Source organism: Sphingomonas aquatilis, from assembly GCF_014196115.1.
Lineage (GTDB): Bacteria > Pseudomonadota > Alphaproteobacteria > Sphingomonadales > Sphingomonadaceae > Sphingomonas > Sphingomonas aquatilis.
In genome coordinates this window covers 1-25,370 of sequence record NZ_JACIDB010000013.1, presented here as the reverse complement: position 1 = coordinate 25,370, position 25,370 = coordinate 1, and the positions used below count along the sequence as shown (strand labels likewise).

The window sequence follows — 25,370 nt, the reverse complement described above, 5'->3', positions numbered from 1 at the left end:
ATCGAAGCCGCGACCACCTGCCCTCCCCTTCAAATCGACAATCGAGAGACAATTATGCGTGCTTCGGGACCGCTCAAGATGCGTATCCACCTCAAGGCGGCAGAACGGGCCGGCATCGATCGAACCATCCAGGCTATCCGCGCTCACGCCGGCGAGGCCGGCCTTGACGACGTTACGGTCAGCGAGGATGCCGAGGGCACGATCGTCGACGTCGCCGGGGAGGAAGAAGCGCTCCGCCGCTTCTGGACGATCGCGCACGGCCTTGAAGGCACCGGTCTCATTGTCCTGCGCGGTGACGACGCCGCGCAGTCCGCATGAGGCCGGATGGGCTTACGGGTCATGGATCGACCGCACGCCCTTTCGGCGCTCCTCGCGTGCCTGTTATTTGCCGGCTGTTCGGAGCCGCCCCGACGTGACGATCATACCCATGTTCGTGCGAACCACGCGCTCGGGCAGCAGATCGTGGCGTGCGACGACGACAGCCGCGCCGATATCGCCTTCCTCGACAACGGCCTTCGCATGGCAGTGACATGGCTTCCCCGCCGCGGCACCGAATGGCTGATCGCGCCCCGCACGGGTGCTGCATTCCAAGGCGCCAGAACCCGCGCCACCATCGCGGGCGGCACCATCGCCTTCCAGCGCGACACCGGCTTTCTGCGCCTGTGCCACCGCATCGATTGACGAGATTCACTACATGAACACTCAGCTTCTCGCGCTCATGCTGATCCCGTCCGTTGCGGTGATCGCCGCCGGCATCATCGGGGCACTTGCTTCGCTACCGACCGTCTGGCGCAGCGCGGTCCAGCATTTCGCGGCCGGCATCGTCTTCGCCGCGATCGCGACCGAGATCGTACCCGGCGTCATGCACGCCGGTATCCCGGGCGCCGCGCTCGCCGGCTTCGCCGCCGGTGTCGCGGCGATGTTCGCGATGCGCTCGCTCGCCGCCCGGCTCGAACGCGGCAGCGAGGGCAAAGCTTTTCCGCTCGGCTTCGTCGCCGCCGTCTCGATCGATTGCGTCATCGACGGCATCGTCATCGGCACCGGCTTCGCGGCCGGCGCGCGTGAGGGCGTCCTGATCGTCGCCGCGCTCGCGCTGGAGATGTTCTTTCTCGGCCTGACCGCGGCCGACACGATCCGCGCCACCGGTGCGCGGATCACCCGCGTCGTCGCGGTCTGCGTCGGCCTTGCGCTGGTTCTCGGCGCGTCCGCGCTGATCGGCTATTCGCTGCTCGTCGGGGCACCGGCTGCGATCGTCACGACCCTGCTCGCCTTCGGCTGCGCCGCGCTGCTCTACCTCGTCACCGAGGAGCTGCTGGTTCGCGCGCACGAGCATGGCGAGACGACGCTGGTGACGTCGCTGTTCTTCCTCGGCTTCATGGCAATCCTAGCCGCCGAGCTGTTGTCGTGAGACGGGCGCTTATCAGCATCGGGATCGCAATCGGTCTCGTCGGATGCGGTCCGATCCACCCCCAATGGCGAAACGAAACCGATCATCCCATCGTCGTGACCTACGTATATGGCAAGAATGCCTACCGTTCTGCAATCCGCCCGGGAAAGGCGGAGAAGCCTTTAAGCATGGTCGACTTCGCCAAGGTTCAAGTCATTTTTGTCGACGATGACGGCAAGCGTAGCGCTTTTAACAGGCAGGCTATCGCGTTGATGCACAAGCGATGTGGACACGGCTACTCATGCATCATCACCTACCAGGGTGCCGGCCGAACAACTGTGCACGCCACCTAAAGAGAACGAACAAGGCGCGGCCACGTTTGCGAGTCGCTACGGCTACCGGTCTTTACTAAGGTCCATCATATCTGTTGATCCGCGGTCGGTTCGAGTATGCCGTTGGTCGAGGGTTGGTCGCTCACCAAATTCGACGCGGCCCGCTAGTTCGCGATGTAGCGATATAAGTTCGGGTGGTGTTACATCACCCTTCGACGGCCTAATCTCCAGCTCGGCTGCGGCGAATAAGTCGATCACGCCGGCGAGTTCCGGGTCGGAATACAAGGCGGGGCTTTCGCCAGCACGCCAGAGTGCTGCAAGCTCCTGGGATCGCGCAAACCCAGACGCGGCCGACCGATCGGAAGCGCGAGTGGTCGTCGGCCGAGCGGGTGCCGAGGCACCGCGGCCCTCGATCTCTGCTCGGGTGATAGCCGCAAGCCTGTATCGAAGGAGCCGACTATCAGGGGTATCGGTTGGCGATGGGATCTGCTGCCTCGACAGGATAGCGATTAGCTCGCCAGTCCCGGCCCCGCGGGCGACGCGTCGCCAGTCTGCAAGCGCCCGGGTCTCGGATTGGAGGTCGGGTTGCTGGAATAGCACATACCGTTCGAATAGAGGGTTGTCTTCGACATGGGCAGGCAGCGGTGCGCGCTGTCCAAGCGCCGCAGCGCGGGTGAAAGCAATCATCTCACCAGTTGCCTTGAAGGCCTGGACCTGTTGGTCTCGACTTTGCTCCACCGCGCCCACCAACCGATCGACGCCGATCTCTAGCCCCGCTGATAGCTCCCGTTGGCCATCCTCGATGTTCTGGTGCACCTGCTCAGTGAGCCCGTTCAAAGACCCGATCGCCTCCTTCTGCTGATCCGTCTCCTCGACGATTCTATCCAACACAGGGGCGATCAGACTGAGCCACTTATGGGTCGCGTCGTCACCTTCGATCACCCTCGCAAGGATCGCCTCCTGGAATGGGATGAGGTCGACGAGCGGTGCAATCCCGGCATCCACGGCGTCGAGCCGACGTTCTATCTCGCGTTGGCTTTCTTCGATGCGCACGTTGCTGCTAGCGAGCGAGGCAACTTCTCCCCGTAGGAGAGATACCGCGTCCATTATGGCTGCCAAGGCAACGCTCGATGCATCGACACTCATCGACTAGGCCCTTCCCTATCGCGAGACCGATCACGCTCCCGCTTCTCGCGATCACGCTCCTCAGCCTTCCGGATAATCTCACTGGCGCGGCTTAAGTCGATCGGCTGAGCGGGTGAGGCAATCTTTTCAGTTAGCTCGCGCAGCCTGTCACTGAGCGTGCCGGCACGCTCGTTCTGATCCGTTTTGCCAGCATCGCCACGGGCTTTCTCGACGACTTTCCTGATCCGCTCGTTGACGTCTGATGGCGGGGCGCCCGCCGGTTGCGGCGTTGAAACATGCCCCTTCGACGTCGCAGCGCGAGCCGCCAACCTTGCGTTCAGCGCCTGCAGTTTATCCACGCCGGTATCGACCATTGGCGACGTTGTAGGCACCCGGGATGGTAGCGACCCCGCACTGCGGTTCAAACTGGGCGTGCCGCGATCAACCGGGCTTCGGTCCTCACTTAGCGAATTTGGCTGCGGTTCGGGCATGGTAGCGACAAAGCGCTCTAAGCTCTGCGCTACGAGCTGATCGGCCGCCAGAGGAGACGACGAGAGCTCCTGGATCGACCGCTTATAGGTCGCCCGAACGGTCGCTTGTCGTTCGGCGAGAAAGGCCTTCACCGGGTCGACAGATCCCCCATCCCGATATCGCTGAGCGCGCAACGCGCGCGACTTATCGAGCCGGGGCACCTGTCCTTTGCTACGCATTTTAATCGCGGCGATGGGCTCATGCTTGGGATCGATGCCCCGCGCGCGCGCCGGTGTTGCGTTCGCTTCGATGCCCCGACCACGCAGCTTTTCGGCGAACCGTTGGCGGTAACGATACAGATCGTCGCGGTTAGGATGGAAGCGCCGACCGTCATGATCGCGGCGGGCAATCGTCAGATGGACGTGTGGGTGATCGCGATCGACGTGAAGGGAAGCAACCCACGATCGGTTGGCAAACTCCTCGCGTGCGAAGTCCAGCGCGGCGCCCTTGAGGCGCTCTGGATCGGTGCCCGTCGGCATCGAAAGGATCATCGAGATCGACGTCGCGCCCTTCCGCCTCGCGTCTCCGTCCATCTCGAAATCATGCCATTCTTTCGCGAGGAGTTGCATATCGCGGCCGTCGCGAAGAACGTCGCCTTCGCTCGTTTCCAAGCCCAATTCCTTGCCATCCCCGTAACCAAGACGGCTGATATACGCGAAGTTTGCGAGGACATGGCCACCGCCATGCTGCCGCCCAGTGATACGTACTACAGCCTCGGGAACGCGCCTGGAGGTTCGCTCGGCGGCCATCACAGCACGCCCACTCATGCGAGTTTGCGAGCCGCCCCCGAAGGCGGCCTTCGCTTGAATACTAGGCCGTGAGGTAGTGGATGCCGACGCCGCCCTGGGGAACATGGACGCAACTGCCAGGCTTAGAATTGCCCCGCCAGCCTTCGGCGCCTTTGGGCTTCCACCGCCTGTTCCCAGACGATATTTCTTCGGAGGCGCGAACACCCCGGCCATCGAGTCTAGCGTGCCAGGAGAGAAGCGAAAGCTCACCCGCCTTGCTCCTCGTCGCGCCGCGTCCAGTACGCGATCTCACCACCAATGGAGGATGCTAGGACACGTCGTGTCTCCATCAGAACGTCCTTCACCTCCGCGCACTTCTCGATCAGTGCCGCGGCGATCCGGCTGATATCGAGAGAGCTTTCAGGCTGGTTCGCTGCGTTCATCGCATGGACGGCTTGATTGATATTCCGGCCAATCGCGAGAACCTGCTTTCGGACCTTCACGATCTCCGACTGGGTGGAAGGGGACAGACGAAGAAGGGCGGCCTTGTCCCAAAGCTGCCAGCGGAGAGAACGCTTGATCCACTCATTGCGCGTGAGACGCATTGGACCAGCGACCGCATCGATCGCCTCGATCTCACTACGGTAAAGCCGCACTGTAACCCGGATATGGTCGTCTGGATGGCCCCTCCCCTGAACGGGCAGGATGGGCACGTCTTGGCTGGAATCTGACATCACGGAGCGGAGCAGCGTGTTGGAGATCCAGGCGCTTCGAGTCTGCCCATTGGCAGCAGCGATGCGGTCGATCTCTGACGTAAGATCATCACCAAGCCTGACTGTTACCTTCATCACTCAAGCCCCGTGCAGCGGCGCCTCATAAACCAGTGTCCGACATTGGTGCCATGAGGCATATCCTGCCATCCCTCTTCCTTTATCCATATACCCCTAAATGACTAACTCTGCAATCGAACCAATCTCAACGACGCGGAGTGGGGTGTATGTGGATGGGGCAGTCCCCAATCGACCCGTCAGACGATCGCAGCCCGGGTGGTGCCCCTGCCCAACCGGTCCGGTCTCATGCGTCCAAGTTGCAGCCCCATACGGCGATAGGGTGTGACCAAGCCTAGCAATGTCGCATGTAATCCGACATGAACTAACTCACCCCTCAATCGAAAAACGGAGGAATCGCCGTGGCCCGCACATCATCGAAGCCGAATGACCTAGCATCGATCCAGGCACAGAAAGACCGCCTTCTCGCACAGATTGCGGAGCTCGATGTTCAGGCTAAGGAGGTCGAGGAGGAAGAGCGAGATGCAGGCCGTCCCACGCTTCTTGCGGCGCTGGATCGCGTGAAAATCAGGAAACTCGGAAAGGCGGACGCTCGCTTGATCGCCAACGCCATCGCATCTTTTGGCGGCTCAGCGGTAGCCGCTCATCTTGGTTCGCTTGGAAAGGAGTGATGCCAAGGGGTGACTACCTCGGCCTGGTCTCGTTATCCAAGTTGCCACGGTCGTCGCCTTTTACCGCCCACCATCGCCAATTCCGCCGCCTTCGTCATCGACCCGATCAAAGGCGGCGCGGCGGCTAGATCGTCACCTTCCTCTTAGCAATCTTGCTCGTTGATAGCTCGTTTTCGCGCCATGTTTTTGGCCGCCGTAGCGCTAATCGCCGCCTTGGTTTTGGCACACTACGTTCGCATAGGTCAGGGTGCGCCGCGTCATCCGTTGACGCCCGACGGTTACGAATAGCGCATCGTCAGTCAGCGAACCAGAAAGCTATCAGGCGTCGGGATATCAATGACTGCGCGAGGCGACCACCCTCGCCCGTCGCTGCGCTTCACCAGTTGGTCAACGACAGGACGTGTCACTATCCCGCCTGGCATTGCTACGGAGTTATATGCTTGGCGGCAGTGCAGCCCCGTCTGGATCATATAAGCCGAGCAGTCCAAATATGTCGTCGAGGAGGATCTTCGGCAGCTCGGGATAGCTTGCGGTTAGGCCGAGCAGATTGTCGGCAGCTCGGATTTTTACCGCGATGTGAGCGAGGTGTGTCGCCGGTGTTTCGATCAACGCGCGCGCCGCAGCAGCGTGAGCCATCACTGCCGCATCATTGACGTCGCCGGTTCCGCCGCTGGCCTGATTTGTCGCTTCCTCAAGTGCCTCGCTGGCGGTTCTGTAGCGAGCCTCGGCTTCCGTCCATTCGGTATTCCCCCGCTCCCCGTGGCGAGCTACGGTCTCGTCAGTCATAAGCCATCCTTCCGTGATGGGTTGTGATTAGGGGGCGACCGGTGGGAGCAAAGCCCGATCGTCCCCGCCATTTGACCCATTCGCCTACCTAAACAGCAAGTGTGTCATTTTGCGCTTAACATCAGCCCTGAATCGCGAATAACCAAGCGTAGGGATGATGCTTCTATCGGGTCGGGAATGCCTTGGAATGGGCATCCACCAGCTCTTCGATAACCTGGGCTAACGGGATATTTCTATCGTTGGCGATGGCGTAGATATACTCGAGCGTATCGGGCCGCAGTTTCAATGAGAACGGCATCGATCGCCCTCCCCCTCTTACTCGGCGTGGTGCCTCCGGCGCTTGATTTGCCCGCAGGCGATCAACCTCGCCAACAGGCACCGGCACGCTATCAAAGCCTTTTGGCGCAGTAGGCCGAGCCGCTTGGTCGATGCTCGTCTCTTCGGAGGGCGTGTTTCGGATCGCGCCCAAGCCGCCCGTTAGAGAGCGGCGCTGGGGCTTGGTATCGGCGCTCATGCTGCGGTCTCCTGGGCGTTGATGATGGCGGCACTGATGCTGTCAGCCAGCGCCCGGCTCTCCGCTCTTGCCTTATCCAGCGAGGGAACTTCGTCGGCCGGCAGGCGGTCGAGAGTGGTGCTGTAGGAGATGAGGCTTTTGTACGCCGAGCGCTCCGATAGGGACACTTCGCAGACGGGGACCGCCGCCTCCTCAAGCTGCTTGGCAAGGGCTAGATACTCTCTGGTGCGGAAGCCTGTTGGAACGCGTGTCCATAGGACTGCGTACAACGGTGGACGCTTCGACCGCTCGGCGATGTCGTGAACCAGGCGAACCATGTCGATCGCATCTTCGACATCCGCCGCTGACGGATTGGCGGGGATCACCACATAGTGAGCGTGTCCGACGGCGATCGAGACGCTCAGGTTTGCGCTACCCTCAACGTCGATCAATACAACGTCGCTCTGATCCTCGTTTCGCCGGATCGCGTCTGGAAGGGTCTTATAATCGGCCTTGGTGACGATGATGCCTTCAGGCACCTCCCCCGCTGCTGCCCATCGAACGATACGCTCTCTCGGATCAGCATCGATGATCGTGACCCGGTATCCCTGCTCGGCATACTGGCCCGCGAGGACGATTGCGGTCGTCGATTTCCCGCAACCGCCTTTTGAGGATGCGAGCGCGATAACAGCCATCTCTATTCCCTTACATGCTAATACATGTCCGTACATGCAATTGCATGAACGACCATTCCTGTGCCGTTCTATGCAGGTAAGGGTATTACTGTCATTGACAGGCCCAGGCAATGATTTCCTGTACCTGTCTAGAAAATGCATTGCCATCAATGGCATTTACAGTCATGTAAAAGCCTTTACATGTAATTGCATGTTCCTGACGCGCTAGGCGACTGCGCCGAGGCATCAGTCAGGAAGGCTGAGGTTTTCGCGTTCGAGGCGGCGATAGATTGCCTGTCGGCTAACCCCAAGCAGCGTCGCGATGTCGGCGATCCGGGCAGGAGGCTCTGCTTTGAACAACTCGCGCGCCTTCGCCCATTGTGCATCACTGATGCTCGGCGGGCGCCCAAATCTGGTGCCGGCACGCTGCGCAGCAGCGATTCCGGCCAGCGTGCGCTCGTGATTTGTGCCCCGCTCGAACTCCGCGAAAGCTCCGAAAATCTGAAAGATGAGATTTCCCGCTGCGCTACTGGTATCGATCACGGCCTCTTTGATAGACCGGAGACCAATGCCTCGCGCCTTCATGGCTTGCACCGTCTCTATGAGATCGCGCATGGATCGAGAGAGGCGATCCAGCTTCCATACGACAAGCGTGTCCTCATCGGCACGAGCATAGGCGAGGGCCTTTACCAGCTCCGGCTTAATGACGGCTGCACCAGTCACGCCTTCGTCCGTGAAGATCTTGGTACAGCCCGCGGCCTCGAGAGCTTCCACCTGAAGCCGAACGTCCTGCTCATGGGTTGAAACCCTAGCGTACCCAATCAGCACGTCCGAAACTCCGTGGTTAAGTCTACTTTCGGACATTCTCGGGCTTTTGTCCGAAAGTCACAAGAGGTTTTTAGTTTCGGACGTTTCTGGGGGGGGTTTGTGACGGACAGTTGTGGACAGGGGTTTCGGACAGATATGAACCGGACAAATCCATTATTTTGGTTGTCGCGTCCGAAACCGATCGGTTTCGGACAAGCGCGATTTCAATCGAGCATCCGTGGGTTGCGTTCCAACCAGGCGTTCACTTCAGCATCGAGTTGAGGTCCCGGTTGTGCCGGAGGGGTGTCGAGGTAGCTGTCGATTGCTTGCTGCAAATAGCACGCCGGCACCGGCCGGCCGTCCCGGTCAAGGATCGCTAGCGCCATCCTCATCAGTGCCAAAGGCACATCAGTTTTGAGGGGCGAACGCGATCCTAAGGGCATCGGGAAGTCGTCTTCTGGTGTGCAACCGGACATCTACGCCTCCCAAGAAGCCGGTGACGCGCCCGCTGGGCGCGTCATCGCTTCGGAACCGGGTGTTGGAAACCAAGGGTAAGCTTGGCGCGAACGCCTTTGGCCGGGTGGCTTGGACATACGCGTCCGCCACCCGGTCGATAGCTCGAACCGGCCCTTACCCTTCGAGGTTTCCACGCCCCGTCCTACGTCTCTGTAGGCCATCAAGCTTTAAGGAAAGGTACGAGCGCAGCGCAAGGCGAGATGACATCATTATCGATGCGCCATCTAACTTCGCAGCACCATCGACCCATGTCGATGGGGCGGCCGTAAGGTCGCACGTTTCAATCGACGGGCTGGTCGACGCGCATGAGTTGAGAAGGGTAGGGCGATACCAGTTCCTTCACGTCATCCCAGGCGCCGGTAAGCCAGCGACCGTAGTCGTCATCATGCAGGATGACAGGCATTGCTTTCGGATGGATGGGTGCGACGATCGCGTTTGGCTCCGTCGTCAGAAAACCGTAGGCGTTCCCGCGCTCCGTTGGTCGCCAGATACCGGCAAAAGCGAATAACGGTCTGCTGGGCACGTCGAACCAGTGCAGTGGCTTCTTCCCATCCTCGCCGGGCTTCAGCCCGTATTCCGAGAACGACGTGACGGGGACGAGGCAGCGACGCGCTGGCGTAGTCAACATCGAGCGCCAGAAGGTGGATTGCAGGTTCCGGACGTTCGTGACGTATTTCGTTAGCTTTACCCCCGGGTCCCGCTTGCTGGGGATCTGCGTTGGGACGCCCCATTCCATGCTTTCGAGACGACGATCGGTGCCATCTTGGACGACCACTGCGCCATAAAAGGGGGTCTTAGTCCCTGTGGGAAAGATGTCGCCGGTGGGGAACGTCTCATCGATCTCATAGGGTGCGCGGATGCCGAATGTCGCGGCAACCTCGGCCTGTTTGTAAGCGTCCGGTGAGCCGCGTGTTGTCGCGCGCGGCATAGCCGTTGATGTCCAGACCTGTGGTGGTCTCCTTCTGGAGTCCAGAAGGAGGTCAGGAGATGGAGCGGATGGAGGTCATCACCCGGACGGAGCGCCGGCGAACCTACAGCGACGCCGAGAAGGCGGCGGTGGTTGCCAAGGCGTCGATGCCGGGCGTGACAGTGCGGGAGCTGTCGCGGCAGCTCGGCATTGCCGAGAGCCTCATCTACAACTGGCGGTCGGCGCAGCGGAAGGCGGAGAGCATCGCCAGCGAGCCGTTGCAGTTCATCCCCTATGGCGTGGTAACGGACGCTGCGCGCCCCGAGCCTGTTATAGCGCTGTCGCCGGTGCCGACCGTACACGCGCCACCGCCTGCTAAGCCGTCGCTGCCTGCCGCGCCGGCGGAGGACCTGGTCCGGCCGCATCCGGGAACCCGACCGGGCAGCATCGACATCGACCTGCCGACCGGTGTGCGGCTGTCGGTCGACAGCTACGTCAACGAGAAGGCGCTCGCCCGTGTGCTGCGGGCGCTGGGGCATGCGTCGTGATAGCGCTGGCGCCGGGCACCAAGGTATATCTCGCCTGCAAGCCGGTCAGCATGCAGAAGGGCTTCGACGGGCTGAGCGCGCTCGCCCATCAGGTTCTCAACGGCGACCCGTATTCGGGCCACCTGTTCCTGTTCCGGGGCAAGCGCGGCGACTATTTCAAGGCGCTGTACTGGGACGGCTCGGGCATGTGCCTGTTCGCCAAGCGGTTGGAGAAGGGCCGTTTTGTGTGGCCGCCGCTGGTCGACGGCGGCATCGTTCTCAGCCCCGCGCAGCTGGCGCTGCTCATCGAGGGCATCGACTGGCGGCGGACCGTGGCGCCGGCCCCGGTGACCGCGCCGACCCTCGTGTAAGCGGCGCTTTTTCGTCCTTTTCGCTTGGCGTGAGTCGGGCCGGTGGTAGGATGTGCCATGTCGCTGGCGATGGTCGATCTTCCCTCCGACCCGAACGAGCTGCGCGCCTTCGCACAGGCGTTGCAGGACCAGCTGGCGACCATCGAGGAGGCCCGCGTTACCACCGCTGCGGAGCTGGCCAGCACCGTTGCCGAGCTGCGCGCGGCCAAGGCGACCATCCAGCTGACCGCGCTGGAGATCGAGAAGCTCAAGGTTCAGCTGGCACGGCTCCGGCGCATGCAGTTCGGCCAGTCGTCCGAGCGGCTCTCCCGCGAGATCGAGCAGCTGGAGCTGCGGCTGGAAGAGCTGGAGACGGTCGAGGCCGAAGCGACCAGTGCGTCTGCCGATGCCGGCGTGCCGCCACCCGCCCGCGAGAAGCGCAAGCCTAAGCGCCTGCCGTTGCCCGACCATCTGCCGCGTCACGAGGTCGTCCATGCCGCCCCGCAGGCAGACGGCTGCGGCGCGTGCGGCGGGAACATGTCGGCGCTGGGCGAGGACGAGACCGAGGTGCTGGAGTATGTGCCTGGCCGCTTCCAGGTCGTGCGCCACGTCCGCCCCAAGCTCGCCTGCCAACGTTGCGACGCCATTACCCAGGCACCCGCACCGGCGCTGCCCATCCCGCGCGGCAAGGCAGGCCCTGGCCTGCTCGCGCACGTGTTGGTGTCGAAGTATGCAGACCACCTTCCGCTCTACCGGCAGGCGGAGATCTACGCCCGCGAGGGCGTCGACCTCGACCGCTCGACCATGGCGGACTGGGTAGGCCAGGTCAGCTGGCTGCTTCAGCCGCTGGTCGACCACATTCGCGCCCACGTGTTCGCGGCCGACAAGATCCACACCGACGACACGCCGGTTCCTGTGCTGGCGCCGGGCACCGGCAAGACCAAGACCGGCAGGTTATGGGTCTACGCCCGCGACGATCGGGGTTGGCAAGGCATCGGCCCACCGGCAGCGGCGTACTTCTACACGCCCGACCGCAAGGGTGAGCGACCGCGCGCGCATCTCGCTGGCTTCAGCGGCTTCCTGCAAGCCGACGGCTATACGGGCTACGACCAGCTGTACGATGGACGCCGGCAGCCCGGCCCCATCGTCGAGGTGGCGTGCTGGGCGCATGTCCGGCGCAAGATCTACGACGTGTGGAAGGCGACCGGCTCGACCACGGCACGTACCGGCGTCAGCATGATCGACCTGATGTACGAGGCGGAGGAACTCGGGCGCGGGTTGCCGCTGGAAGACCGGCTCGAACGCCGCCAGGTCGTCAGGGTCGGCGTGGACGGCTTCTTCAACTGGGCCGAGGACACCATGCGCCGCATCTCGGGCAAGGGCGCGCTAGCCGACGCCATCCGCTATGCGGTCAAGCGGCGCACAGCGCTGACCCGCTTCTGCGACGACGCCCGGCTCGAGGCGGACAACAACCGCGCGGAGAACTGCCTTCGTCCCGTCGCGCTCGGCCGCAAGAACTACCTGTTTGCCGGCTCGGACAAGGGCGGCGAGCGGGCCGCAGCGATCTACACCCTCATCCAGACCGCACGGCTCAACTTCATCGACCCCGAAGCCTGGCTGCGTGACGTGCTCACCCGTGTCGCCGATGGGCACCCGGTCAACCGCATCGGCGAGTTCGCGCCGTGGAGCTGGAGCAACAAAGACGTATGAGCAACTCCCGCGGCAACCGGCTATTCCCCGTGCTCATCGGAGTCTTTGCCGTGACCGTGAGTTGCTCGCCTAACGCGCCCCAAGCGCCTCAACAGCGCCCTGACAAGCTCTTCATCGGCTGCAAATCACCGTTGTCCGTTCCAGGCGGGCGAACCATCACCAACTTCTTCCACCAGGAAGATCAAGTCGGCAGGCTTCGCGGGTTGTTCTTCGAGGTTTCTGACCCGAGCGTGGCACCGGCCATCAACGGCAATCCTTCCACCAGCTATCGAGCCGAGCCCATCAGCGAGGCTGGTGCGGAACTGGTCCGCGGAAACGCCAAACAGCCAGGCAAACCGTCCTATTACCGCGGCATGAGTGAAGCCGATCAGATGTCGATGAACCTCGCTGTATTCGGCGGGAGGGCCATCCAGTTTGATTCTCAAGCTGGGTACGGTAAGCTTTCCGAGGAAAACTTCCTTCCAACCGACAACCTGCTCTTCCTCGAACCAGGTTGGGCTATCGGTGTCATTGTGCCGAAGGAAAAGGTCGCGCTCGCACCGGCGTTCAGGGCTGCGGCTTCGGCAGCTTTGAACGCTCTGCTCTCGATCCAAAGCGGATGCTCGTCGCCACCCCATAAGCAGTGAGGAACAGGGCTCGCCGGACGCTTACGCCTGTTTCGCTGTCAGTCGATACCTATTGCACATCCGCGCCTCCTATGTCGGCCAGCGAGCTGGCCCGGCATGTCTGCGACGAACGGACTCGGTAGCTGCGGAAAACCTACTTGACCGCAAGCGGCCATTAACGGAACATAAAGGGAACGAGTAGAGTCTAGCCCTTATGTCCGCCGCCCTTAATTCCCTCGCGCCCAGCATAGCGCATCTGCGGACGATCGCCACTCCCGCGACCGACTACCGTGTCATGCCGTTCGGCGTCGGGGCTATCGACGCCCGTCTCGGGGCAGGGGGGTTACGCGCTGGCGCACTGCATGAGGCAGCGGCCCAAAGCGCAGCTTTAGTCGACGATGCCGCCACCACGCTTTTCCTGGCCGGCATTGCTGCGCGTGAGTCGCTCGGTACGGGTGCGCCGGTACTGTGGGCGAGCTGTAGGACAAACCTCTATGCGCCCGCGCTGGAGCAAGCGGGTCTGCCGTCAGCCAACGTCATCTTTGCGCAGCCGCGTGATGATGCGGCATTGCTGGCGGTCGTTGAAGACGCGGTGCGCGACGGCACGCCGTGCGCGATCGTCGCGGAGGCAAGCAAGGTCTCGATGGTGGCAACACGGCGTCTGCAACTCGTTGCTGCTGACGCCGATATTCCCGTTCTCCTGTTGCGCCGCCCTCGCGGCCTCAGCCAGGATGTTCTGGCTGAGCCATCGGCTGCGTGGACCCGCTGGCGGATCGGTGCAGCACCATCCGAGCGTCTCGACGTTGCGGGCGTTGGGCGCGCGCGCTGGGCTGTGGAGTGTGTTCGTCAGCGCGGCGGTGAGGGCTTTTCCATGATTGTGGAGGGCAGCGATGAGACGGGTCGTCTCGCTGTTCCTGCCGAGCTTGGCCGTGGAGCGGCTGAGACGGTTGGAACGGTCCGCTCCGCGGCAGCCTGAACGGCCTGTCCTCGAGCTGCCGGTAGACGACGACCCCGGTGCATGTTCGGTGCCGCGGGGCGGCGGGTGGCGCCCCGGCGCGCGCTGGGCGCGCGAGGGTATGCCGTCGCGTGGCGACGTAGAGGCGCAGATCGCCAGCCTGCCGGCGCACGCGCAGCCGCCCATGCGCGAGCTGGGTCGGCGTTCGGAGGCTGCCAGTCATCCGTACAAGGTTTCGACACCAGCGCCGCGCATCCCCGGGCCAGTTGCCGCGCCGCTAGATCAGGCGCCTTTGGCGCTGATCGGCAAGGTCGGGCGGCGTGAAGAGGTGGTAGCTGCCTGTGAGGGTGCGCGCGCGCTTGGCGTGCATCCGGGCATGGCAGCGACCCATGCGCGCGCGCTCGTGTCCGATCTCGACTTCCGGCCGGCGGAGCCGGAGGCGGATGCCGCCCTCCTGGATCGTCTTGCATTGTTCGCAGTGCGTCGCTGGTCGCCCATTGCCGCAGTCAGCCCCAGCGATGGCCTATGGATCGACGTTGCCGGATGCGCTCATCTGCATGGCGGCGAGGAGAAATTTTGCAAAAGGCTTCTGGCTTTCTGCCGACGCGCCGGCTTCACCGCGCGGATCGCAGTCGCCGATACCGCAGGTGCCGCGCACGCGCTCGCCCGGTTCGGCCGAGGCGAGCTGATCCGCGTTGAGCCCGGCGCTACGGCGAGTGCAATTGCGGCGCTGCCGGTCGTCGCGCTGCGCCTCGCCCCATCGGCGATCAGTGCCGCAAAGCGCTTTGGGTTCGAGACTGTTGCGGATCTGCTGCCGGTAGCGCGCGGACCGCTCGCGCGCCGGCTTGGCCTTCCGGCGATCACGCGCCTGGACCAGGCGCTTGGCGCGGTCGCCGAGCCGATCACCCCGCGCGAGGATGCCGAGGTCCCGATCGTCGAGCGTCGGCTGCTGGAGCCGATCGGCACGGCCGAGGCGATTGAGCAGGTGATGGGCGACCTGCTGACCGATCTTGCGGAGGTTCTGCAGGCGCGGGGACTAGGCGCGCGGGCACTCCGTCTAACCGGTTTGCGCGTCGACGGTACTGAGCAGGTGGTGGGCGTTGGCACGTCGCGCCCTACGCGCGAGGTATCGCACCTCCTCCGCCTTCTGAAGCTGAGGATCGAGCGGATCGACCCCGGCATGGGGCTTGAGCAATTCTGGCTCGTTGCCACACATACCGAGCCGCTTGATGCGGTCGACCTTGGCGCGGTCCTCGCTGGCGAGACGCTCGTGCGAGACCCGGCACGCTTGGTCGACGTCATCGCCGGCAGGATCGGCGGCTATGCCGTCTACCGGCTTGCGCCCGTCGAGAGCCATGTGCCGGAACGGGCCGTCACCCGCTCCGACCCGGTGGAAATGCCAGGATCATGGCCGGCTTGGAAGCGTCCGATCCGCCTGTTTCCGCAGCCAGAGCCATTGGCTCGCGTCATGGCACTGATGCCGGATCAGCCGCCACGTCGCTTCGAATGGCGAGGCACGATGTACAAGATCGTCGCCGGTGATGGTCCTGAGCGCGTTCACGGCGAGTGGTGGCGGCGCGACGCCGAGGTCTGGGCGGTCCGCGACTATTACCGTGTCGAGGATGAAGCTGGAGGGCGGTACTGGGTTTTCAGGCGGGGTGACGGGTTCGAGGACGAGACCGGAGACCTTTCCTGGTGGATGCACGGGGTCTTCGGATGACCCACTATGTCGAGCTGCAGGTGCTCACCCACTTCTCGCTCCTGCGCGGCGCGTCGTCACCGGAGGAGCTGTTCGCAGCCGCGGCGCTGCTCGGCTATCCGGCGATCGGCGTAAGCGACATCGGCACGGTGGGAGGTGTCGTGCGTGCGTGGGAAGCGCAGAAGGCGACTGGCGTCCGGTCGATCGCGGGCACCCGCGTCGATCTGTCGTGCGGCCGGCGCTTGTTGCTCTATCCGACTGACCGCCCTGCCTGGTCGAGGATCACGCGGCTGCTCACCGTCGGCAAGAAGCGGGCAGGCAAGGGCGGGTGCCTCCTCCACTGGCACGACCTGGAGCCGTGGTCCGAAGGTGTCGTTGCCATCCTGCTGCCGCACGAGGCGGACGAGGAGAACGTCGCCGCGCTGAAGGACCTGAAGGCTATCTACGGGCGTCGCGGCTATATGGCCCTGTTCCAGCGGCGCCGGCCGGGGGACGCGGTCCGCATCGATGCGCTGGCGCGACAGGCGGGCGGGGCAGGGGTCCGTGCCGTCGTGACCGGTGACGTGCTCTACCATGCGCCAGAGGCACGGCTGCTGCAGGACGTCGTGACTGCGGTGCGCGAGAAATGCACCGTCGATGAGCTCGGCTATCGCCGCGAGGTCAACGCGGACCGGGCGCTCAAATCGCCGGACGAGATGGTCCGGCGATTCCGCGCTTATCCGGACGCGCTTCAGGCGAGCGTCGATATCGCCCGCATCTGCACCTTCGACCTTGGCGAGTTGGCCTATCAATACCCGCATGAGCGCCTCATTGAGGGGTTGTCAGCGCAGGAGGCCTTGGAGAAGCTGGCGACCGAAGCGGTCGAGCGCATGTTCGATGGCGAGGTGCCGGAGGCGTACACCAACCAGATCGCGCATGAGATGCGGCTGATCGGCGAACTCGGCTACGCACCCTATTTCTTGACCGTGTACGCGATCGTGCGCGAAGCGCGGAGGCGGGGGATCCTTTGCCAGGGCCGAGGCTCCGCAGCCAATTCCTGCGTGTGCTTCGTGCTCGGTGTGACCTCGATCGATCCGATCAAGCACGAGTTGCTCTTCGAGCGCTTCGTGTCGGGCGAGCGGCGCGAGCCGCCCGACATCGACGTCGACTTCGAGCATGAGCGGCGTGAGGAGATCATCCAGTGGATCTACGAGACCTACGGGCGGACCCGCGCTGCGCTGACGGCGGTCGTGACACGCTATCGTGCACGCGGCGCGGTGCGCGACGTCGGCAAGGCCCTTGGCCTGCCTGAGGACCTGACGTCCTCACTGGCCGGGCTGGTCTGGGGATGGTCTGCCGAAGGCGTCGGCGAGAAACAGGTCGAGGAGCTCAACCTCGACATCGCCGATCGCCGGCTGCGTCTCACGCTCGACCTCGCGCGCAAGCTGATCGGTGTGCCGCGCCATATGTCGCAGCACCCCGGCGGCTTTGTGCTGACCCATGACCGTCTCGATGATCTCGTTCCGATCGAGCCGGCCGCGATGGAGGATCGGCAGATCATCGAATGGGACAAGGACGACATCGATAGTCTCAAGTTCATGAAGGTCGATGTCCTGGGCCTGGGGATGCTCGGCTGTATGAACCGCGCCTTCAACATGTTGGAGGCCGACAAGGGTCTGCACGTCGAGCTGAAGGACCTGCAGGACGACGATCCTGATGTGTACGCCATGATCCAGAAGGCGGACACGCTGGGCACCTTCCAGATCGAGAGCCGCGCCCAAATGAGCATGTTGCCGCGCATGAAGCCGCGGCGCTTCTACGATCTTGTCATCCAGGTCGCGATCGTGCGCCCCGGCCCGATCCAGGGCGACATGGTGCATCCCTATCTTCGCCGGCGCGAAGGTTTGGAGAAGCCGGAATATCCGCGTCCGGAGCTGCGCGCGGTGCTCGAGAAGACGCTCGGCGTGCCGCTCTTTCAGGAGCAGGCGATGAAGGTCGCGATTGTCGGCGCGGGGTTCACGCCGACCGAGGCGGACCAGCTTCGCCGGGCCATGGCGACCTTCAAGTTCACCGGTGGGGTCAGCCACTTCAGCGAAAAGCTGATCGAGGGCATGGTCGAGCGCGGTTATCCGCGTGAGTTTGCCGAGCGCACCTTCCGTCAGCTCGAGGGCTTCGGCTCCTACGGCTTCCCGGAGAGCCATGCGGCGAGCTTCGCGAAGATCTCCTATGCTTCGTCGTGGATGAAGCACCATCATCCCGACGTGTTCTGCGCCGCGCTCATGAATGCGCAGCCGATGGGATTTTACGCCCCCGCCCAGATCGTGCGAGACGCGCGCGAACACGGCGTCGAGGTGCGACCGCCCTGCGTCAACGCGAGCCGGTGGGATTGTACGCTGGAGCGGACCGGTGGGCGTTATCTGGCGGTTCGGCTTGGCCTGCGGGTCATCCGCGGGCTCTCGAACGCCGAGGGCGCCAAGATCGTCGCGGCGCGTAGCACCACCGCTTACGAAAGCGTCGAGGACGTGTGGCGACGTTCCGGTGCGCAGCGCGCCGCGATCGAGAAACTGGCGGACGGCGACGCCTTCCATAGTTTTGGCGCCGATCGCCGGCAGGGCCTCTGGAAGGTGAGGGGGCTCGGCGAGGCCCCGCTACCGCTCTTTGCCGCGGCCGATCGCGCGGACGAGGTGCATAGCGCGGAGGGGCTGGAGCCCGAGGTGCAGCTTCGCTCGCTTACCGACGGCCGCGAGGTGATCGAGGACTATCGCAACCTACAGCTATCGCTCCGCGCTCATCCGCTGACGTTCGTCCGTGACGAGCTGAGGCGCCGTGGCGTCACGAAGTGCGCGGATCTCGCCAGCGTTCGCGACGGGCGGCACGTCGAGGTCGCCGGTATCATCCTTGTGCGGCAGAAGCCCGGTTCGGCGAAGGGCGTGCTGTTCATCACGATCGAGGATGAAAGCGGCATCGCCAACGGAATCCTGTGGCCTGACCGTTTCGAGGCACAGCGCCGCACCATCATGTCAGCCTCCATGATCGGCATGAAAGGGCGGGTGCAGAAGGAAGGGGAGGTAATCCATGTCATTTGCGACCGGATCATCGACCACGGCGACCTGCTGCACCGTGTCGGTGACATGTCGTTCCCGCACCGGACGGGCCGTGGCGATGCCGCCCAGCATCCGGGATCGCCTGACCGGGGTGACAAGGGGTGGAGCCCTGAGCCGCGTAATTGTTACTGGCCCCCTCATGCGGAGGGTGCCGATCCTGAGGACGTCGTGCGCTTCAAGTCGCACGACTTTCACTGAGCCGTGTCGAGCTTGCCTCGGCACCAGCGCGTGGTGATCGCGCTGTCAGTGCACATCTTGCGGTCCGGCGTCGCCCGCTGCTCGGAAACGACGGTTGATGGCATGGAGGTGCGGCTCGCCTTGCGCTGCTTGTTGCCGCACTGCCCCGAGCGTTGGCCGCTGGAATTGTATTGGGACGCCGCGTCGCAAACCAATGAGATTGGCCGCGCTCAGGGCGTTACCGCTGCTTTCAACGGGATCGTCCGTCAGCTTCGTAAAGCGGGGCGGTATGAAGATGTCTCGCCTCTGTGAGCAAGCGACCGACGATCCAGGCGCCCTACACAACGCTCGCCGAATGGGCGGCGGATCGTGCTGACATGCGGATTATGTGCGTCTGTGGTCGCACCATGAATATGCCGGCGGCTAGGATCCTTGAACGCTTTCGTGGCGATGGGGAGGTAGCGTCCAAGATAATCCGGCTCCGCTGCCGTGGCTGCGGTCGCCGTGGACATGCGTCGGTGTCGTCCGTCCCCATCGTCAAACGCTAGTCGTTTAGGCGTCGCCGACGGTCAGCGCGGACCTTCCACCGTCCGCCTTGCCGGCCAGGCCGGGAACCTCGTCGAGCTGGCGTAGATCGGTGAATTTGCCACGCTCATCGCGGTAACGGACAATCTCGAAGCCATGACCTTTGAGCTCGGGCACTGCGTCGAGTTCCGCTGCGGTAGCGGTGTTTACGTTCACGAGGGATGCGTCGCTCATGTTCAACCTTTCGTTGGGCGGTGATGAAACCGGCGACGCCCGGTTGCGGTCCAAAGTCGCGATGGCTGAGGACGTTGAAGCGGTTAGATTGCGTCATGGCTAACCATGATGCTCCTGCAAGCGCAGACGATATTCGCGACTTGCTCGTTCATCTCCTGACCGGCGTCACCGACAAACCGGAGGAACATTGGAGGAAGCTCGTCGGAGAAGTGACGGCACTGCCAATCGTCTTTCATCCCCGATCGAATTGGAGGATCGATCCGACGGGAAAGGCGTCGGATATAGAGGTGATCGAGAAGGCTGCGGCGGTGGTGCGAGAGGCGCATCCTTACGTGCCGTCCCCAACTTCGCTTGGGTGAATGCGGGGCGGCCGAAGCCGCCCCGGTTGGTTCAGCCGGGCTTGTCCCGTTTCGCCTTGGCGGCCTGAACCAAAGCTACGATCTCAGGCTCAGCGAACAGCTCGCCCCGGTCGATGATCTGCAGTCCTGGACCCTCCAGCACGTCGCGGATGCGATCTTGAACGATCTGATCGAGTTCGGCGGTGAGCGCGTCGACGTCATATTGCCCGGCGAATGGGTCTGGTTTGGGCCAGTTGGTTTGAGCGGCGAAGTTCGCCTTCTCGGTGAGCGCATCCTTCAGCGACTTGATCGCGGCGCTGCCCAAGGCGCGCTCAAAAGCGAGTTGAGCGAAGAGGCGGTGCGACATAACAATCTCCTTCATGCCATCATTGGCGGCATGGCCAAGAGGTGCAGCGATGCCGGGTCAGAGGACCGCGAAGCGGCCGCGTGAGCGGGGCGCGGAGGAGCCGATTTGCGCAGCAAATTGGAGGGGCCGCGCATCCTTGAGGCGGCAGGAGCCGGACCTCATGCTAGGCCTGCAGTAGGTGGGTAATACACCTGTGTTGTTGTCACGTCAGGGATCGTCACCCGAAGGGCCGAGACCCGCAGGGGCTCGGTGGAGCGCAAGCGGAGTAGAGCTCGGCCCCGCCCCATAAGGGCGGGGAGACGCCCCTCGCTGGCTCGGCTCTACCAAGCCCGCCAGTTCATTTTTGTGAGCCATGGGTCGACTGCCAGCTCGCCCTCGTCATTGTCGCTACCTGGCACCATCATGATTTTCTTGCCCGATGGGTGCGTTAGGAACACCGGGTTGTAGGAGCCACCTTCCGGGCGATCCCAATAGCGGTGGGTCTGGACCAGCAGATAGCCGCGATAGGGTCCGGTACGCATGACGCGCAACGCCCAACCGGGGCAGATCGATCGAACCGCGTTTAGCTTCAGATCGAATTGATGAACGTAGCTGGAGTTCGGCGATGCGTCCGAGCTGTTGAAGTAGACATAGCCGCCATCGAGGGAAAACAATGGCTTTGAGAGGTTGGCGAGGTTGCGGGCATAATCGCCATCCCATTTGGATACGAGCAGCCGACGTTTGAGGTTGCTCTTGGTGCTGTAGAGAACCAGCGCCTCCGCGCCCGAGCCATTCTCATCCCCCGCGCCGTTGGGAACGATCGAGACCGTGTACAGTCCGTCCGGCGATTTGGACGTATCCTGCGCCTGCGCCGATGCAGGAAGGCTCGCCGCAAGCAATGCGATCAGAACGAGTGTCTTCATGGTGCTCCCCAGTCGAACCCATCATTCAGAACGTCGGGGAAGTTTCAATCCACGTTCGGCTGAAACGATCGCGAAGGGGGGGGGTAAATGTCACCGCGAGACACGGTTTGGCGAAATCGCCGCGCCCTTCACGGCCGCAACCTCGGTCCGTTGGCAAGCGGGGGCATGGAAAAGGGGGGGTAAATGTCACTGGCATGAGACATGCCGAGAGCGGGGCGGCTGCGCCGCCCCGTCGCCTCATTCTTCCCAGAGCGGCTTGAGCTTGCGGGTCCGCTTGCGAGCGGGCCGGGGTGCCGCGGGCATACCGTGCGCTTCGATTTCTGCCTGAATGCTGGCCAGTTCCGCGAGCCAAACCTGGGTGCGTGCGGTCTGAATATGCATGTGAACCTCCTGTTCGTTTACGACAGGGGCGGGCTGACGAGCCGAATGGGCCGGGGTCAGGGACCGCGTAAGCGGCCGCGTAGCGGGGCACGGAGGAACCGATTTGCGCAGCAAATTGGAGGGGCCGTGCATCCTTGACGCCGGTCCATTCGGCTTGTCACGATGAATGGCCGTCGACGACAGAGCCTTCCAACGGTGGTGGGACAGGCGAACGTTGCAGCAAGCGTCCACGCCATCCTCTGTTCGTGCTTTCGCGCGGAAAACGGTGCGGTTTCCCGCACCGCCCTCCGCGTCGGTCAATGAGTCTGAACGGTTTGCGATTGGAGGATCGCATTCGTCAGCTCGTCACTGTCGATCTCGCCGGCAATGTATTGGGCATTCAGCCGTTCGATCTCGTCGGTGAGGATGCCGCCTTCGTGGCGGACACAGCCGCGGGCGAAGTCGACCTCGCGCTGGCGAGAGTGACGATCGAAGGCGGCAGGCTGAACAAGTGCGTTGGCTCGGGCAGGCATCGGTGGATCCTTTCAGGGCTTGGAGCGAGCCCCGGCGGCTCGCGCCGGGGCGGCATCGGTCATCGTTCGTCGACGCGCATGATGGTCAGGACGCGGACGGTGAGGAAGGGATCGCTCGGATCCTCGGCGCCTGCGGACAGGTCGAGGTTGTAATAATCGATCTTCCAGTAGCAGTCGGTCCCCTCGAACTCGAACCGGCCCATGTCACGCTCGCCGTGCGGGTCGATCGAGGCGTCGAACGCGTCGTAGGCACGCACCATACGCAGCAGCTCGGCGCGCTTGCGGAAGTTGCGGAACAGGCTGACGTCGCCGATCAGCTCGGCCACCCCTTGCGTCATCATGATGCGGTTGCGGCCGGGGGCGTGGATGTTGTCGCGAAGCCAATCGTTGAGGCAGGCGATTGCAGATGCGCCACCCTTGGCGCGGTCGGGTTGAGGCGTGTGCTCGGCCATGATGGTCTCCATCCCTGGACCCCGACGATCGGGGCCTTTCGACAGGCGACAGGACGGCCGGTGCATAGATCGCGCGTGCACCCGTAGGGTCGAAACGGAGTGGAGAAGCCCGCCCCGCGGGCTTGCTCGCGCGAGCGCACCGGCCAGGACCTCGGAGCCCGAAATGCCCTCGCGACCGTCGCATAGTAGGAGACCCCTAAGACCAATGCACATGCTGGACGATCGCGCCGATCGGGGGTTATCGTATGCCCATGCAAGATGCCGCCAACATCGTCACCCTGTGGCCCCGCTGGATGGAGAGCGCGGGCGAGATGTTGCGCATGAACGCTCTGGTTCGCACCCGCTGCTCGGGCTGCGGAACCCTGATGCGCGTGGATCTACACGACATCGTCGCCCGGCACGGACCGGGCTACTCGCTGGTCGACAAGCTGGAGCGCTGCCGGATGGTCGAGTGCATCAGCTCAACCTTCTATCTGGCCTCGCGGACCTACGGGGGGACGTGGACGACGTTGCTACGCGATCCTGGCCTCGTCGCTTCGTTTGAGGCTTTGCCGCCTGTCAGAACGGCGCGGGGGTGACAGCAAGGCCGTCTTGAAGCGGTAAGGATTGAAGCGTATATCGGTCGGGCTACGATGTTCTATGTCTGTAGATCATCCCCTGAGCCCCGAGCGTTCCAGCGTTCGGGGCTCAAACTTTGTAAGGACGCCCCGGCGTTCCAGCGCCGGGGGTCCCCAACTCGGCCTAGTGGCGCGACAGCTCGATGATTTTCACCACCAAGCCGAGGATCGCGACGACGAGCGTCGCGACGCCGAGTACCAGTGCTACGATTGTTGCGGTGTCTATAGATATCACCTCCCTTGACCGCCCGGGTTGGGCGACCGCGGATCGGATAGGCGCTCTGGCGGTGACAGACTAGCTTTTCGCTGCGGAGCTGGTGCGGCCTGGTTCGCGGTGAGCAAAAAAAAGGGGGCCGGAGCCCCCTCCGCCTCAGTGCCGCAGGATCGAGACTAGCGTTCCGATCGCGGTCAGGGCCACGATGGTAAAGCCGATGATGCTGATGACCCAGGTTTGGGTTTTCATGTGCGTCTCGAGAGACCTTTGCAGGCCGTCGATCTTCTCCTGAAGCGGCTTTGTCGCGTCTCCAACCATCCCGTCGATATACTCCTCGATGCTGGCTACCACCAGCTTTGCCTGTTCGTCGCTTACGTTGATGCCTTTGAGTGTTTGATACAGGTCTACTTGCATAGGGTTCTCCCGTTGTTGCACGAATTTGTGCGGGAGCTCCCGGACATGGGCTTCGAGCGATCGGGTCAGGGACCGCGAAGCGGCCGCGGAGCGGGGCACGGAGGAACCGATTTGCGCAGCAAATTGGAGGGGCCGTGCATCCTTGAGGCGAGCGCGTACCCATGTCACACTTGGACGACACGAATGAGCAGTCCTCCCACGGTGCCGCAGCCGCGCGACGCGCGGGGCCTGGGCGGGCTCGATGCCCGCCTTGGCCCTCTCTTGGCGCCGATAGGCGCGGGGGCCGCGAGGCCCCCAACCGGTCAGGCGAACGGGTCAAACTCCTGGACGACGGTGAGCGAGCTGTCGTGATCTTCAGCGGTGATGACGGCGTATTGGGTGCCGACCGAGATAATCATGGTGGCGACCATGAGGGTGCGTGCGAGGCTGAGGGCGTTCTTGCGGGCGATCCAGATATCGTTGAACATGACCGAGGCTCCTGTGAAGCCGACGGGGTTCATCCCCGCTCGACAGGCGCCCGACAGGACGGAGAGGGGCCGCGATCACTTTTTTCCGCGCGCGGAAAAAAGCCGTAGCGAAGCGCCCGGACCCCTTGTGGGTTGATCGTATAAGGACCCGACCCGGCCCAAGGATTGCGCCTCAAAGAGCGGGGTGAAGCACGACGGCCGGAGCCTCGCTGCGCAACATTGGACTGCCCGATGCGCCACCCTCGCGGGTCTGCTGGACGCTTGCCTATCCCGCCGCCCCACTCCGCGTCTCCGGCGATCGGCAGAGTTGCTGGGCCCACGGATGGCTGGTGTCGCTTGGCTGGTTTGGAAACATCTTGCCGCTTTTCGGAAAGAAGTTTCCTGCGCGCGTCCGCGACCGTCAGTTGATCGTCACCCGAATGGGCCGAGACCGGTACGGGCTCGGTGGAGCGCAAGCGGAATAGAGCAACGGTCCCGGCGTAGCCGGGAGACGCCAGACATTCCTCGGAGACCTTTTCCTCAGCCGGGAATTGTACCTCGATGCCTCTCTCAACCGACCCCTACGCCCTCGTGGTGGACGATGATCCACTGATCCAGATGGACGCCTGCGACATCCTCCAAGATGCTGGCTTCCGTTGCTATTACGGGGGGACCGGCCAGGAAGCTGTCGATCTTCTCCAAGATCATGCTGGGAATGTCACGCTGCTGTTTTCAGACGTCGACATGCCGGGCGACATGAATGGATTCGCCTTGGCCCGGCACGTCGACCAGCACTGGCCCCACATCGAGATCGTGATCGCGAGTGGGCGGGTGAAGCCCGAAGAGGGTGACATGCCCGACAAAGCGACATTCATCGGCAAGCCGTTCAACGCGCGCATGGTTCATGACCACCTCCGCGAAAAGCTGCCTGACGGCAAAAAGCCGGAGCCGCTCAAGCACGCGGTCTAGGTGAACGTGAGAAGAGGCCCGGAGCCTTGGCTCCGGGCCGTTCTGGCCTCTAATCAGAACGGTTATTCCGGGGGAGAGGTGTAACTGTATGTAAGAACAGCCCCTCCCCCTCTCGGCGAACCGGCCTTGCACTGCATCACGTCGGCAC

General features: G+C 63.3%; 32 protein-coding genes. 16 read left to right on the top strand and 16 right to left on the bottom strand.

Annotation, left to right across the window (positions count from 1 at the left end; genetic code table 11):
• Window positions 1-78: 78 nt before the first annotated feature.
• From GGR47_RS17395 to GGR47_RS17380, 4 genes are all read left to right on the top strand, one after another.
• On the top strand, window positions 79-318 hold the full coding sequence (locus GGR47_RS17395; RefSeq protein WP_147035684.1) for a hypothetical protein: 240 nt from the start codon (window positions 79-81) through the stop codon (window positions 316-318).
• A gap of 144 nt (window positions 319-462) precedes the next feature.
• Window positions 463-681 (top strand): hypothetical protein, encoded by a 219-nt coding sequence (locus GGR47_RS17390; RefSeq protein WP_221204854.1) that lies wholly within the window; start codon window positions 463-465, stop codon window positions 679-681.
• A 13-nt stretch (window positions 682-694) separates the two neighbouring features.
• Window positions 695-1,408, top strand: coding sequence for a ZIP family metal transporter (locus GGR47_RS17385; protein ID WP_033966704.1), 714 nt, complete (start codon window positions 695-697; stop codon window positions 1,406-1,408).
• Window positions 1,405-1,740 carry a hypothetical protein gene (locus tag GGR47_RS17380; protein ID WP_033966703.1) on the top strand — a complete coding sequence of 112 codons (336 nt, stop codon included), beginning with the start codon at window positions 1,405-1,407 and terminating at the stop codon, window positions 1,738-1,740. Before GGR47_RS17385 ends, GGR47_RS17380 begins: the two co-directional genes overlap by 4 nt.
• A 42-nt stretch (window positions 1,741-1,782) precedes the next feature.
• On the opposite strand, the gene GGR47_RS17375 is transcribed toward GGR47_RS17380, so the two are convergent.
• The 3 genes from GGR47_RS17375 to GGR47_RS17365 all read right to left on the bottom strand — a co-directional run bounded on the left by GGR47_RS17375 (window position 1,783) and on the right by GGR47_RS17365 (window position 4,951).
• On the bottom strand, window positions 1,783-2,865 hold the full coding sequence (locus GGR47_RS17375; protein WP_052192509.1) for a hypothetical protein: 1,083 nt from the start codon (window positions 2,863-2,865) through the stop codon (window positions 1,783-1,785).
• Entirely contained in the window at window positions 2,862-4,124 is a 1,263-nt protein-coding gene (locus tag GGR47_RS17370; protein WP_244304994.1) for a relaxase/mobilization nuclease domain-containing protein, read from the bottom strand. Before GGR47_RS17370 ends, GGR47_RS17375 begins: the two co-directional genes overlap by 4 nt.
• Window positions 4,125-4,369: 245 nt before the next feature.
• Entirely contained in the window at window positions 4,370-4,951 is a 582-nt protein-coding gene (locus tag GGR47_RS17365) for a hypothetical protein (RefSeq protein ID WP_147035686.1), read from the bottom strand.
• Window positions 4,952-5,292: 341 nt separating this feature from the next.
• Here GGR47_RS17365 and GGR47_RS17360 point away from each other — a divergent pair, with 341 nt between their 5' ends.
• The gene (locus tag GGR47_RS17360) at window positions 5,293-5,562 is read left to right on the top strand and encodes a hypothetical protein (RefSeq protein WP_033966699.1); all 270 of its coding nucleotides are present in this window, start codon (window positions 5,293-5,295) and stop codon (window positions 5,560-5,562) included.
• Between the two features lie 432 nt (window positions 5,563-5,994).
• Here GGR47_RS17360 and GGR47_RS17355 read toward each other — a convergent pair whose 3' ends face one another.
• From GGR47_RS17355 to GGR47_RS17335, 5 genes are all read right to left on the bottom strand, one after another.
• Window positions 5,995-6,348 (bottom strand): hypothetical protein, encoded by a 354-nt coding sequence (locus tag GGR47_RS17355; RefSeq protein WP_033966698.1) that lies wholly within the window; start codon window positions 6,346-6,348, stop codon window positions 5,995-5,997.
• 163 nt (window positions 6,349-6,511) lie between these two features.
• A complete protein-coding gene (locus GGR47_RS17350) occupies window positions 6,512-6,862 on the bottom strand; it encodes a hypothetical protein (RefSeq protein ID WP_147035687.1) in 351 nt (116 codons plus the stop codon).
• Window positions 6,859-7,536: a ParA family protein gene (locus GGR47_RS17345; protein WP_033966697.1), complete on the bottom strand. Its 678-nt coding sequence runs from the start codon at window positions 7,534-7,536 to the stop codon at window positions 6,859-6,861. The genes GGR47_RS17350 and GGR47_RS17345 overlap by 4 nt, the downstream gene beginning before the upstream one ends.
• A 225-nt stretch (window positions 7,537-7,761) precedes the next feature.
• Window positions 7,762-8,343, bottom strand: coding sequence for a recombinase family protein (locus GGR47_RS17340; RefSeq protein ID WP_033966719.1), 582 nt, complete (start codon window positions 8,341-8,343; stop codon window positions 7,762-7,764).
• A 775-nt stretch (window positions 8,344-9,118) separates the two neighbouring features.
• On the bottom strand, window positions 9,119-9,766 hold the full coding sequence (locus GGR47_RS17335; protein ID WP_147035688.1) for an SOS response-associated peptidase family protein: 648 nt from the start codon (window positions 9,764-9,766) through the stop codon (window positions 9,119-9,121).
• A 59-nt stretch (window positions 9,767-9,825) separates the two neighbouring features.
• Between GGR47_RS17335 and tnpA the strand changes: the two genes are divergently transcribed.
• The 8 genes from tnpA (at window position 9,826) to GGR47_RS17295 (ending at window position 19,163) form a co-directional block, all read left to right on the top strand.
• Window positions 9,826-10,293, top strand: coding sequence for an IS66-like element accessory protein TnpA (gene tnpA, locus GGR47_RS17330; protein ID WP_126053280.1), 468 nt, complete (start codon window positions 9,826-9,828; stop codon window positions 10,291-10,293).
• Window positions 10,290-10,643 (top strand): IS66 family insertion sequence element accessory protein TnpB, encoded by a 354-nt coding sequence (gene tnpB / locus GGR47_RS17325; protein ID WP_126053281.1) that lies wholly within the window; start codon window positions 10,290-10,292, stop codon window positions 10,641-10,643. Before tnpA ends, tnpB begins: the two co-directional genes overlap by 4 nt.
• Before the next feature lie 57 nt (window positions 10,644-10,700).
• On the top strand, window positions 10,701-12,332 hold the full coding sequence (tnpC, locus tag GGR47_RS17320; RefSeq protein ID WP_371859730.1) for an IS66 family transposase: 1,632 nt from the start codon (window positions 10,701-10,703) through the stop codon (window positions 12,330-12,332).
• Complete coding sequence (locus GGR47_RS17315) at window positions 12,329-12,958, top strand: hypothetical protein (RefSeq protein ID WP_147035689.1); 630 nt, start codon at window positions 12,329-12,331, stop codon at window positions 12,956-12,958. The genes tnpC and GGR47_RS17315 overlap by 4 nt, the downstream gene beginning before the upstream one ends.
• Before the next feature lie 193 nt (window positions 12,959-13,151).
• Window positions 13,152-13,913 carry an ImuA family protein gene (locus tag GGR47_RS17310; protein WP_183949601.1) on the top strand — a complete coding sequence of 254 codons (762 nt, stop codon included), beginning with the start codon at window positions 13,152-13,154 and terminating at the stop codon, window positions 13,911-13,913.
• Between the two features lie 163 nt (window positions 13,914-14,076).
• Window positions 14,077-15,612, top strand: coding sequence for a Y-family DNA polymerase (locus GGR47_RS17305; protein WP_167509726.1), 1,536 nt, complete (start codon window positions 14,077-14,079; stop codon window positions 15,610-15,612).
• A complete protein-coding gene (locus tag GGR47_RS17300) occupies window positions 15,609-18,872 on the top strand; it encodes an error-prone DNA polymerase (protein WP_147035690.1) in 3,264 nt (1,087 codons plus the stop codon). The genes GGR47_RS17305 and GGR47_RS17300 overlap by 4 nt, the downstream gene beginning before the upstream one ends.
• Window positions 18,873-18,902: 30 nt before the next feature.
• Complete coding sequence (locus tag GGR47_RS17295; protein ID WP_231565314.1) at window positions 18,903-19,163, top strand: hypothetical protein; 261 nt, start codon at window positions 18,903-18,905, stop codon at window positions 19,161-19,163.
• A 240-nt stretch (window positions 19,164-19,403) separates the two neighbouring features.
• On the opposite strand, the gene GGR47_RS17290 is transcribed toward GGR47_RS17295, so the two are convergent.
• Window positions 19,404-19,610, bottom strand: coding sequence for a helix-hairpin-helix domain-containing protein (locus tag GGR47_RS17290; protein WP_033966693.1), 207 nt, complete (start codon window positions 19,608-19,610; stop codon window positions 19,404-19,406).
• A 95-nt stretch (window positions 19,611-19,705) separates the two neighbouring features.
• Here GGR47_RS17290 and GGR47_RS17285 point away from each other — a divergent pair, with 95 nt between their 5' ends.
• Window positions 19,706-19,969 (top strand): hypothetical protein, encoded by a 264-nt coding sequence (locus tag GGR47_RS17285; RefSeq protein WP_147035691.1) that lies wholly within the window; start codon window positions 19,706-19,708, stop codon window positions 19,967-19,969.
• 31 nt (window positions 19,970-20,000) lie between these two features.
• Here GGR47_RS17285 and GGR47_RS17280 read toward each other — a convergent pair whose 3' ends face one another.
• The 5 genes from GGR47_RS17280 to GGR47_RS17260 all read right to left on the bottom strand — a co-directional run bounded on the left by GGR47_RS17280 (window position 20,001) and on the right by GGR47_RS17260 (window position 22,562).
• Window positions 20,001-20,315: a hypothetical protein gene (locus GGR47_RS17280; protein WP_033966692.1), complete on the bottom strand. Its 315-nt coding sequence runs from the start codon at window positions 20,313-20,315 to the stop codon at window positions 20,001-20,003.
• A 320-nt stretch (window positions 20,316-20,635) separates the two neighbouring features.
• Window positions 20,636-21,217: a hypothetical protein gene (locus tag GGR47_RS17275; protein WP_033966689.1), complete on the bottom strand. Its 582-nt coding sequence runs from the start codon at window positions 21,215-21,217 to the stop codon at window positions 20,636-20,638.
• A gap of 237 nt (window positions 21,218-21,454) precedes the next feature.
• The gene (locus tag GGR47_RS17270) at window positions 21,455-21,598 is read right to left on the bottom strand and encodes a hypothetical protein (RefSeq protein ID WP_156143070.1); all 144 of its coding nucleotides are present in this window, start codon (window positions 21,596-21,598) and stop codon (window positions 21,455-21,457) included.
• Window positions 21,599-21,894: 296 nt separating this feature from the next.
• Window positions 21,895-22,110 carry an antitoxin VbhA family protein gene (locus GGR47_RS17265; RefSeq protein ID WP_033966687.1) on the bottom strand — a complete coding sequence of 72 codons (216 nt, stop codon included), beginning with the start codon at window positions 22,108-22,110 and terminating at the stop codon, window positions 21,895-21,897.
• 59 nt (window positions 22,111-22,169) lie between these two features.
• Window positions 22,170-22,562 (bottom strand): DUF3768 domain-containing protein, encoded by a 393-nt coding sequence (locus tag GGR47_RS17260; RefSeq protein ID WP_033966715.1) that lies wholly within the window; start codon window positions 22,560-22,562, stop codon window positions 22,170-22,172.
• Window positions 22,563-22,813: 251 nt separating this feature from the next.
• Here GGR47_RS17260 and GGR47_RS17255 point away from each other — a divergent pair, with 251 nt between their 5' ends.
• Entirely contained in the window at window positions 22,814-23,140 is a 327-nt protein-coding gene (locus tag GGR47_RS17255) for a hypothetical protein (protein WP_033966713.1), read from the top strand.
• Window positions 23,141-23,549: 409 nt separating this feature from the next.
• Here GGR47_RS17255 and GGR47_RS17250 read toward each other — a convergent pair whose 3' ends face one another.
• Together GGR47_RS17250 and GGR47_RS17245 are read right to left on the bottom strand one after the other, a co-directional pair.
• Window positions 23,550-23,807, bottom strand: coding sequence for a hypothetical protein (locus GGR47_RS17250; protein WP_147035692.1), 258 nt, complete (start codon window positions 23,805-23,807; stop codon window positions 23,550-23,552).
• A gap of 302 nt (window positions 23,808-24,109) precedes the next feature.
• The gene (locus GGR47_RS17245) at window positions 24,110-24,274 is read right to left on the bottom strand and encodes a hypothetical protein (RefSeq protein WP_167509725.1); all 165 of its coding nucleotides are present in this window, start codon (window positions 24,272-24,274) and stop codon (window positions 24,110-24,112) included.
• A gap of 540 nt (window positions 24,275-24,814) precedes the next feature.
• Between GGR47_RS17245 and GGR47_RS17240 the strand changes: the two genes are divergently transcribed.
• Window positions 24,815-25,222 carry a response regulator gene (locus GGR47_RS17240; RefSeq protein WP_033966681.1) on the top strand — a complete coding sequence of 136 codons (408 nt, stop codon included), beginning with the start codon at window positions 24,815-24,817 and terminating at the stop codon, window positions 25,220-25,222.
• Window positions 25,223-25,370: the final 148 nt, after the last annotated feature.

Bases quoted from the DNA above. Each gene is read 5' to 3' on its own strand.
- GGR47_RS17250 (WP_147035692.1), bottom strand. From the start codon at position 23,807: ATGCAAGTAGACCTGTATCAAACACTCAAAGGCATCAACGTAAGCGAC.
- GGR47_RS17290 (WP_033966693.1), bottom strand. From the start codon at position 19,610: ATGAGCGACGCATCCCTCGTGAACGTAAACACCGCTACCGCAGCGGAA.
- tnpC (WP_371859730.1), top strand. From the start codon at position 10,701: ATGTCGCTGGCGATGGTCGATCTTCCCTCCGACCCGAACGAGCTGCGC.
- GGR47_RS17275 (WP_033966689.1), bottom strand. From the start codon at position 21,217: ATGAAGACACTCGTTCTGATCGCATTGCTTGCGGCGAGCCTTCCTGCA.
- GGR47_RS17270 (WP_156143070.1), bottom strand. From the start codon at position 21,598: ATGCATATTCAGACCGCACGCACCCAGGTTTGGCTCGCGGAACTGGCC.
- GGR47_RS17310 (WP_183949601.1), top strand. From the start codon at position 13,152: ATGTCCGCCGCCCTTAATTCCCTCGCGCCCAGCATAGCGCATCTGCGG.
- GGR47_RS17365 (WP_147035686.1), bottom strand. From the start codon at position 4,951: ATGAAGGTAACAGTCAGGCTTGGTGATGATCTTACGTCAGAGATCGAC.
- GGR47_RS17335 (WP_147035688.1), bottom strand. From the start codon at position 9,766: ATGCCGCGCGCGACAACACGCGGCTCACCGGACGCTTACAAACAGGCC.
- GGR47_RS17355 (WP_033966698.1), bottom strand. From the start codon at position 6,348: ATGACTGACGAGACCGTAGCTCGCCACGGGGAGCGGGGGAATACCGAA.
- GGR47_RS17305 (WP_167509726.1), top strand. From the start codon at position 14,077: ATGCGCGAGCTGGGTCGGCGTTCGGAGGCTGCCAGTCATCCGTACAAG.
- tnpA (WP_126053280.1), top strand. From the start codon at position 9,826: ATGGAGCGGATGGAGGTCATCACCCGGACGGAGCGCCGGCGAACCTAC.
- GGR47_RS17255 (WP_033966713.1), top strand. From the start codon at position 22,814: ATGCAAGATGCCGCCAACATCGTCACCCTGTGGCCCCGCTGGATGGAG.
- GGR47_RS17375 (WP_052192509.1), bottom strand. From the start codon at position 2,865: ATGAGTGTCGATGCATCGAGCGTTGCCTTGGCAGCCATAATGGACGCG.
- GGR47_RS17265 (WP_033966687.1), bottom strand. From the start codon at position 22,110: ATGCCTGCCCGAGCCAACGCACTTGTTCAGCCTGCCGCCTTCGATCGT.
- GGR47_RS17260 (WP_033966715.1), bottom strand. From the start codon at position 22,562: ATGGCCGAGCACACGCCTCAACCCGACCGCGCCAAGGGTGGCGCATCT.
- GGR47_RS17240 (WP_033966681.1), top strand. From the start codon at position 24,815: ATGCCTCTCTCAACCGACCCCTACGCCCTCGTGGTGGACGATGATCCA.
- GGR47_RS17350 (WP_147035687.1), bottom strand. From the start codon at position 6,862: ATGAGCGCCGATACCAAGCCCCAGCGCCGCTCTCTAACGGGCGGCTTG.
- GGR47_RS17285 (WP_147035691.1), top strand. From the start codon at position 19,706: ATGGCTAACCATGATGCTCCTGCAAGCGCAGACGATATTCGCGACTTG.
- GGR47_RS17315 (WP_147035689.1), top strand. From the start codon at position 12,329: ATGAGCAACTCCCGCGGCAACCGGCTATTCCCCGTGCTCATCGGAGTC.
- GGR47_RS17395 (WP_147035684.1), top strand. From the start codon at position 79: ATGCGTATCCACCTCAAGGCGGCAGAACGGGCCGGCATCGATCGAACC.
- GGR47_RS17345 (WP_033966697.1), bottom strand. From the start codon at position 7,536: ATGGCTGTTATCGCGCTCGCATCCTCAAAAGGCGGTTGCGGGAAATCG.
- GGR47_RS17370 (WP_244304994.1), bottom strand. From the start codon at position 4,124: ATGGCCGCCGAGCGAACCTCCAGGCGCGTTCCCGAGGCTGTAGTACGT.
- GGR47_RS17385 (WP_033966704.1), top strand. From the start codon at position 695: ATGAACACTCAGCTTCTCGCGCTCATGCTGATCCCGTCCGTTGCGGTG.
- GGR47_RS17300 (WP_147035690.1), top strand. From the start codon at position 15,609: ATGACCCACTATGTCGAGCTGCAGGTGCTCACCCACTTCTCGCTCCTG.
- GGR47_RS17280 (WP_033966692.1), bottom strand. From the start codon at position 20,315: ATGTCGCACCGCCTCTTCGCTCAACTCGCTTTTGAGCGCGCCTTGGGC.
- GGR47_RS17245 (WP_167509725.1), bottom strand. From the start codon at position 24,274: ATGTTCAACGATATCTGGATCGCCCGCAAGAACGCCCTCAGCCTCGCA.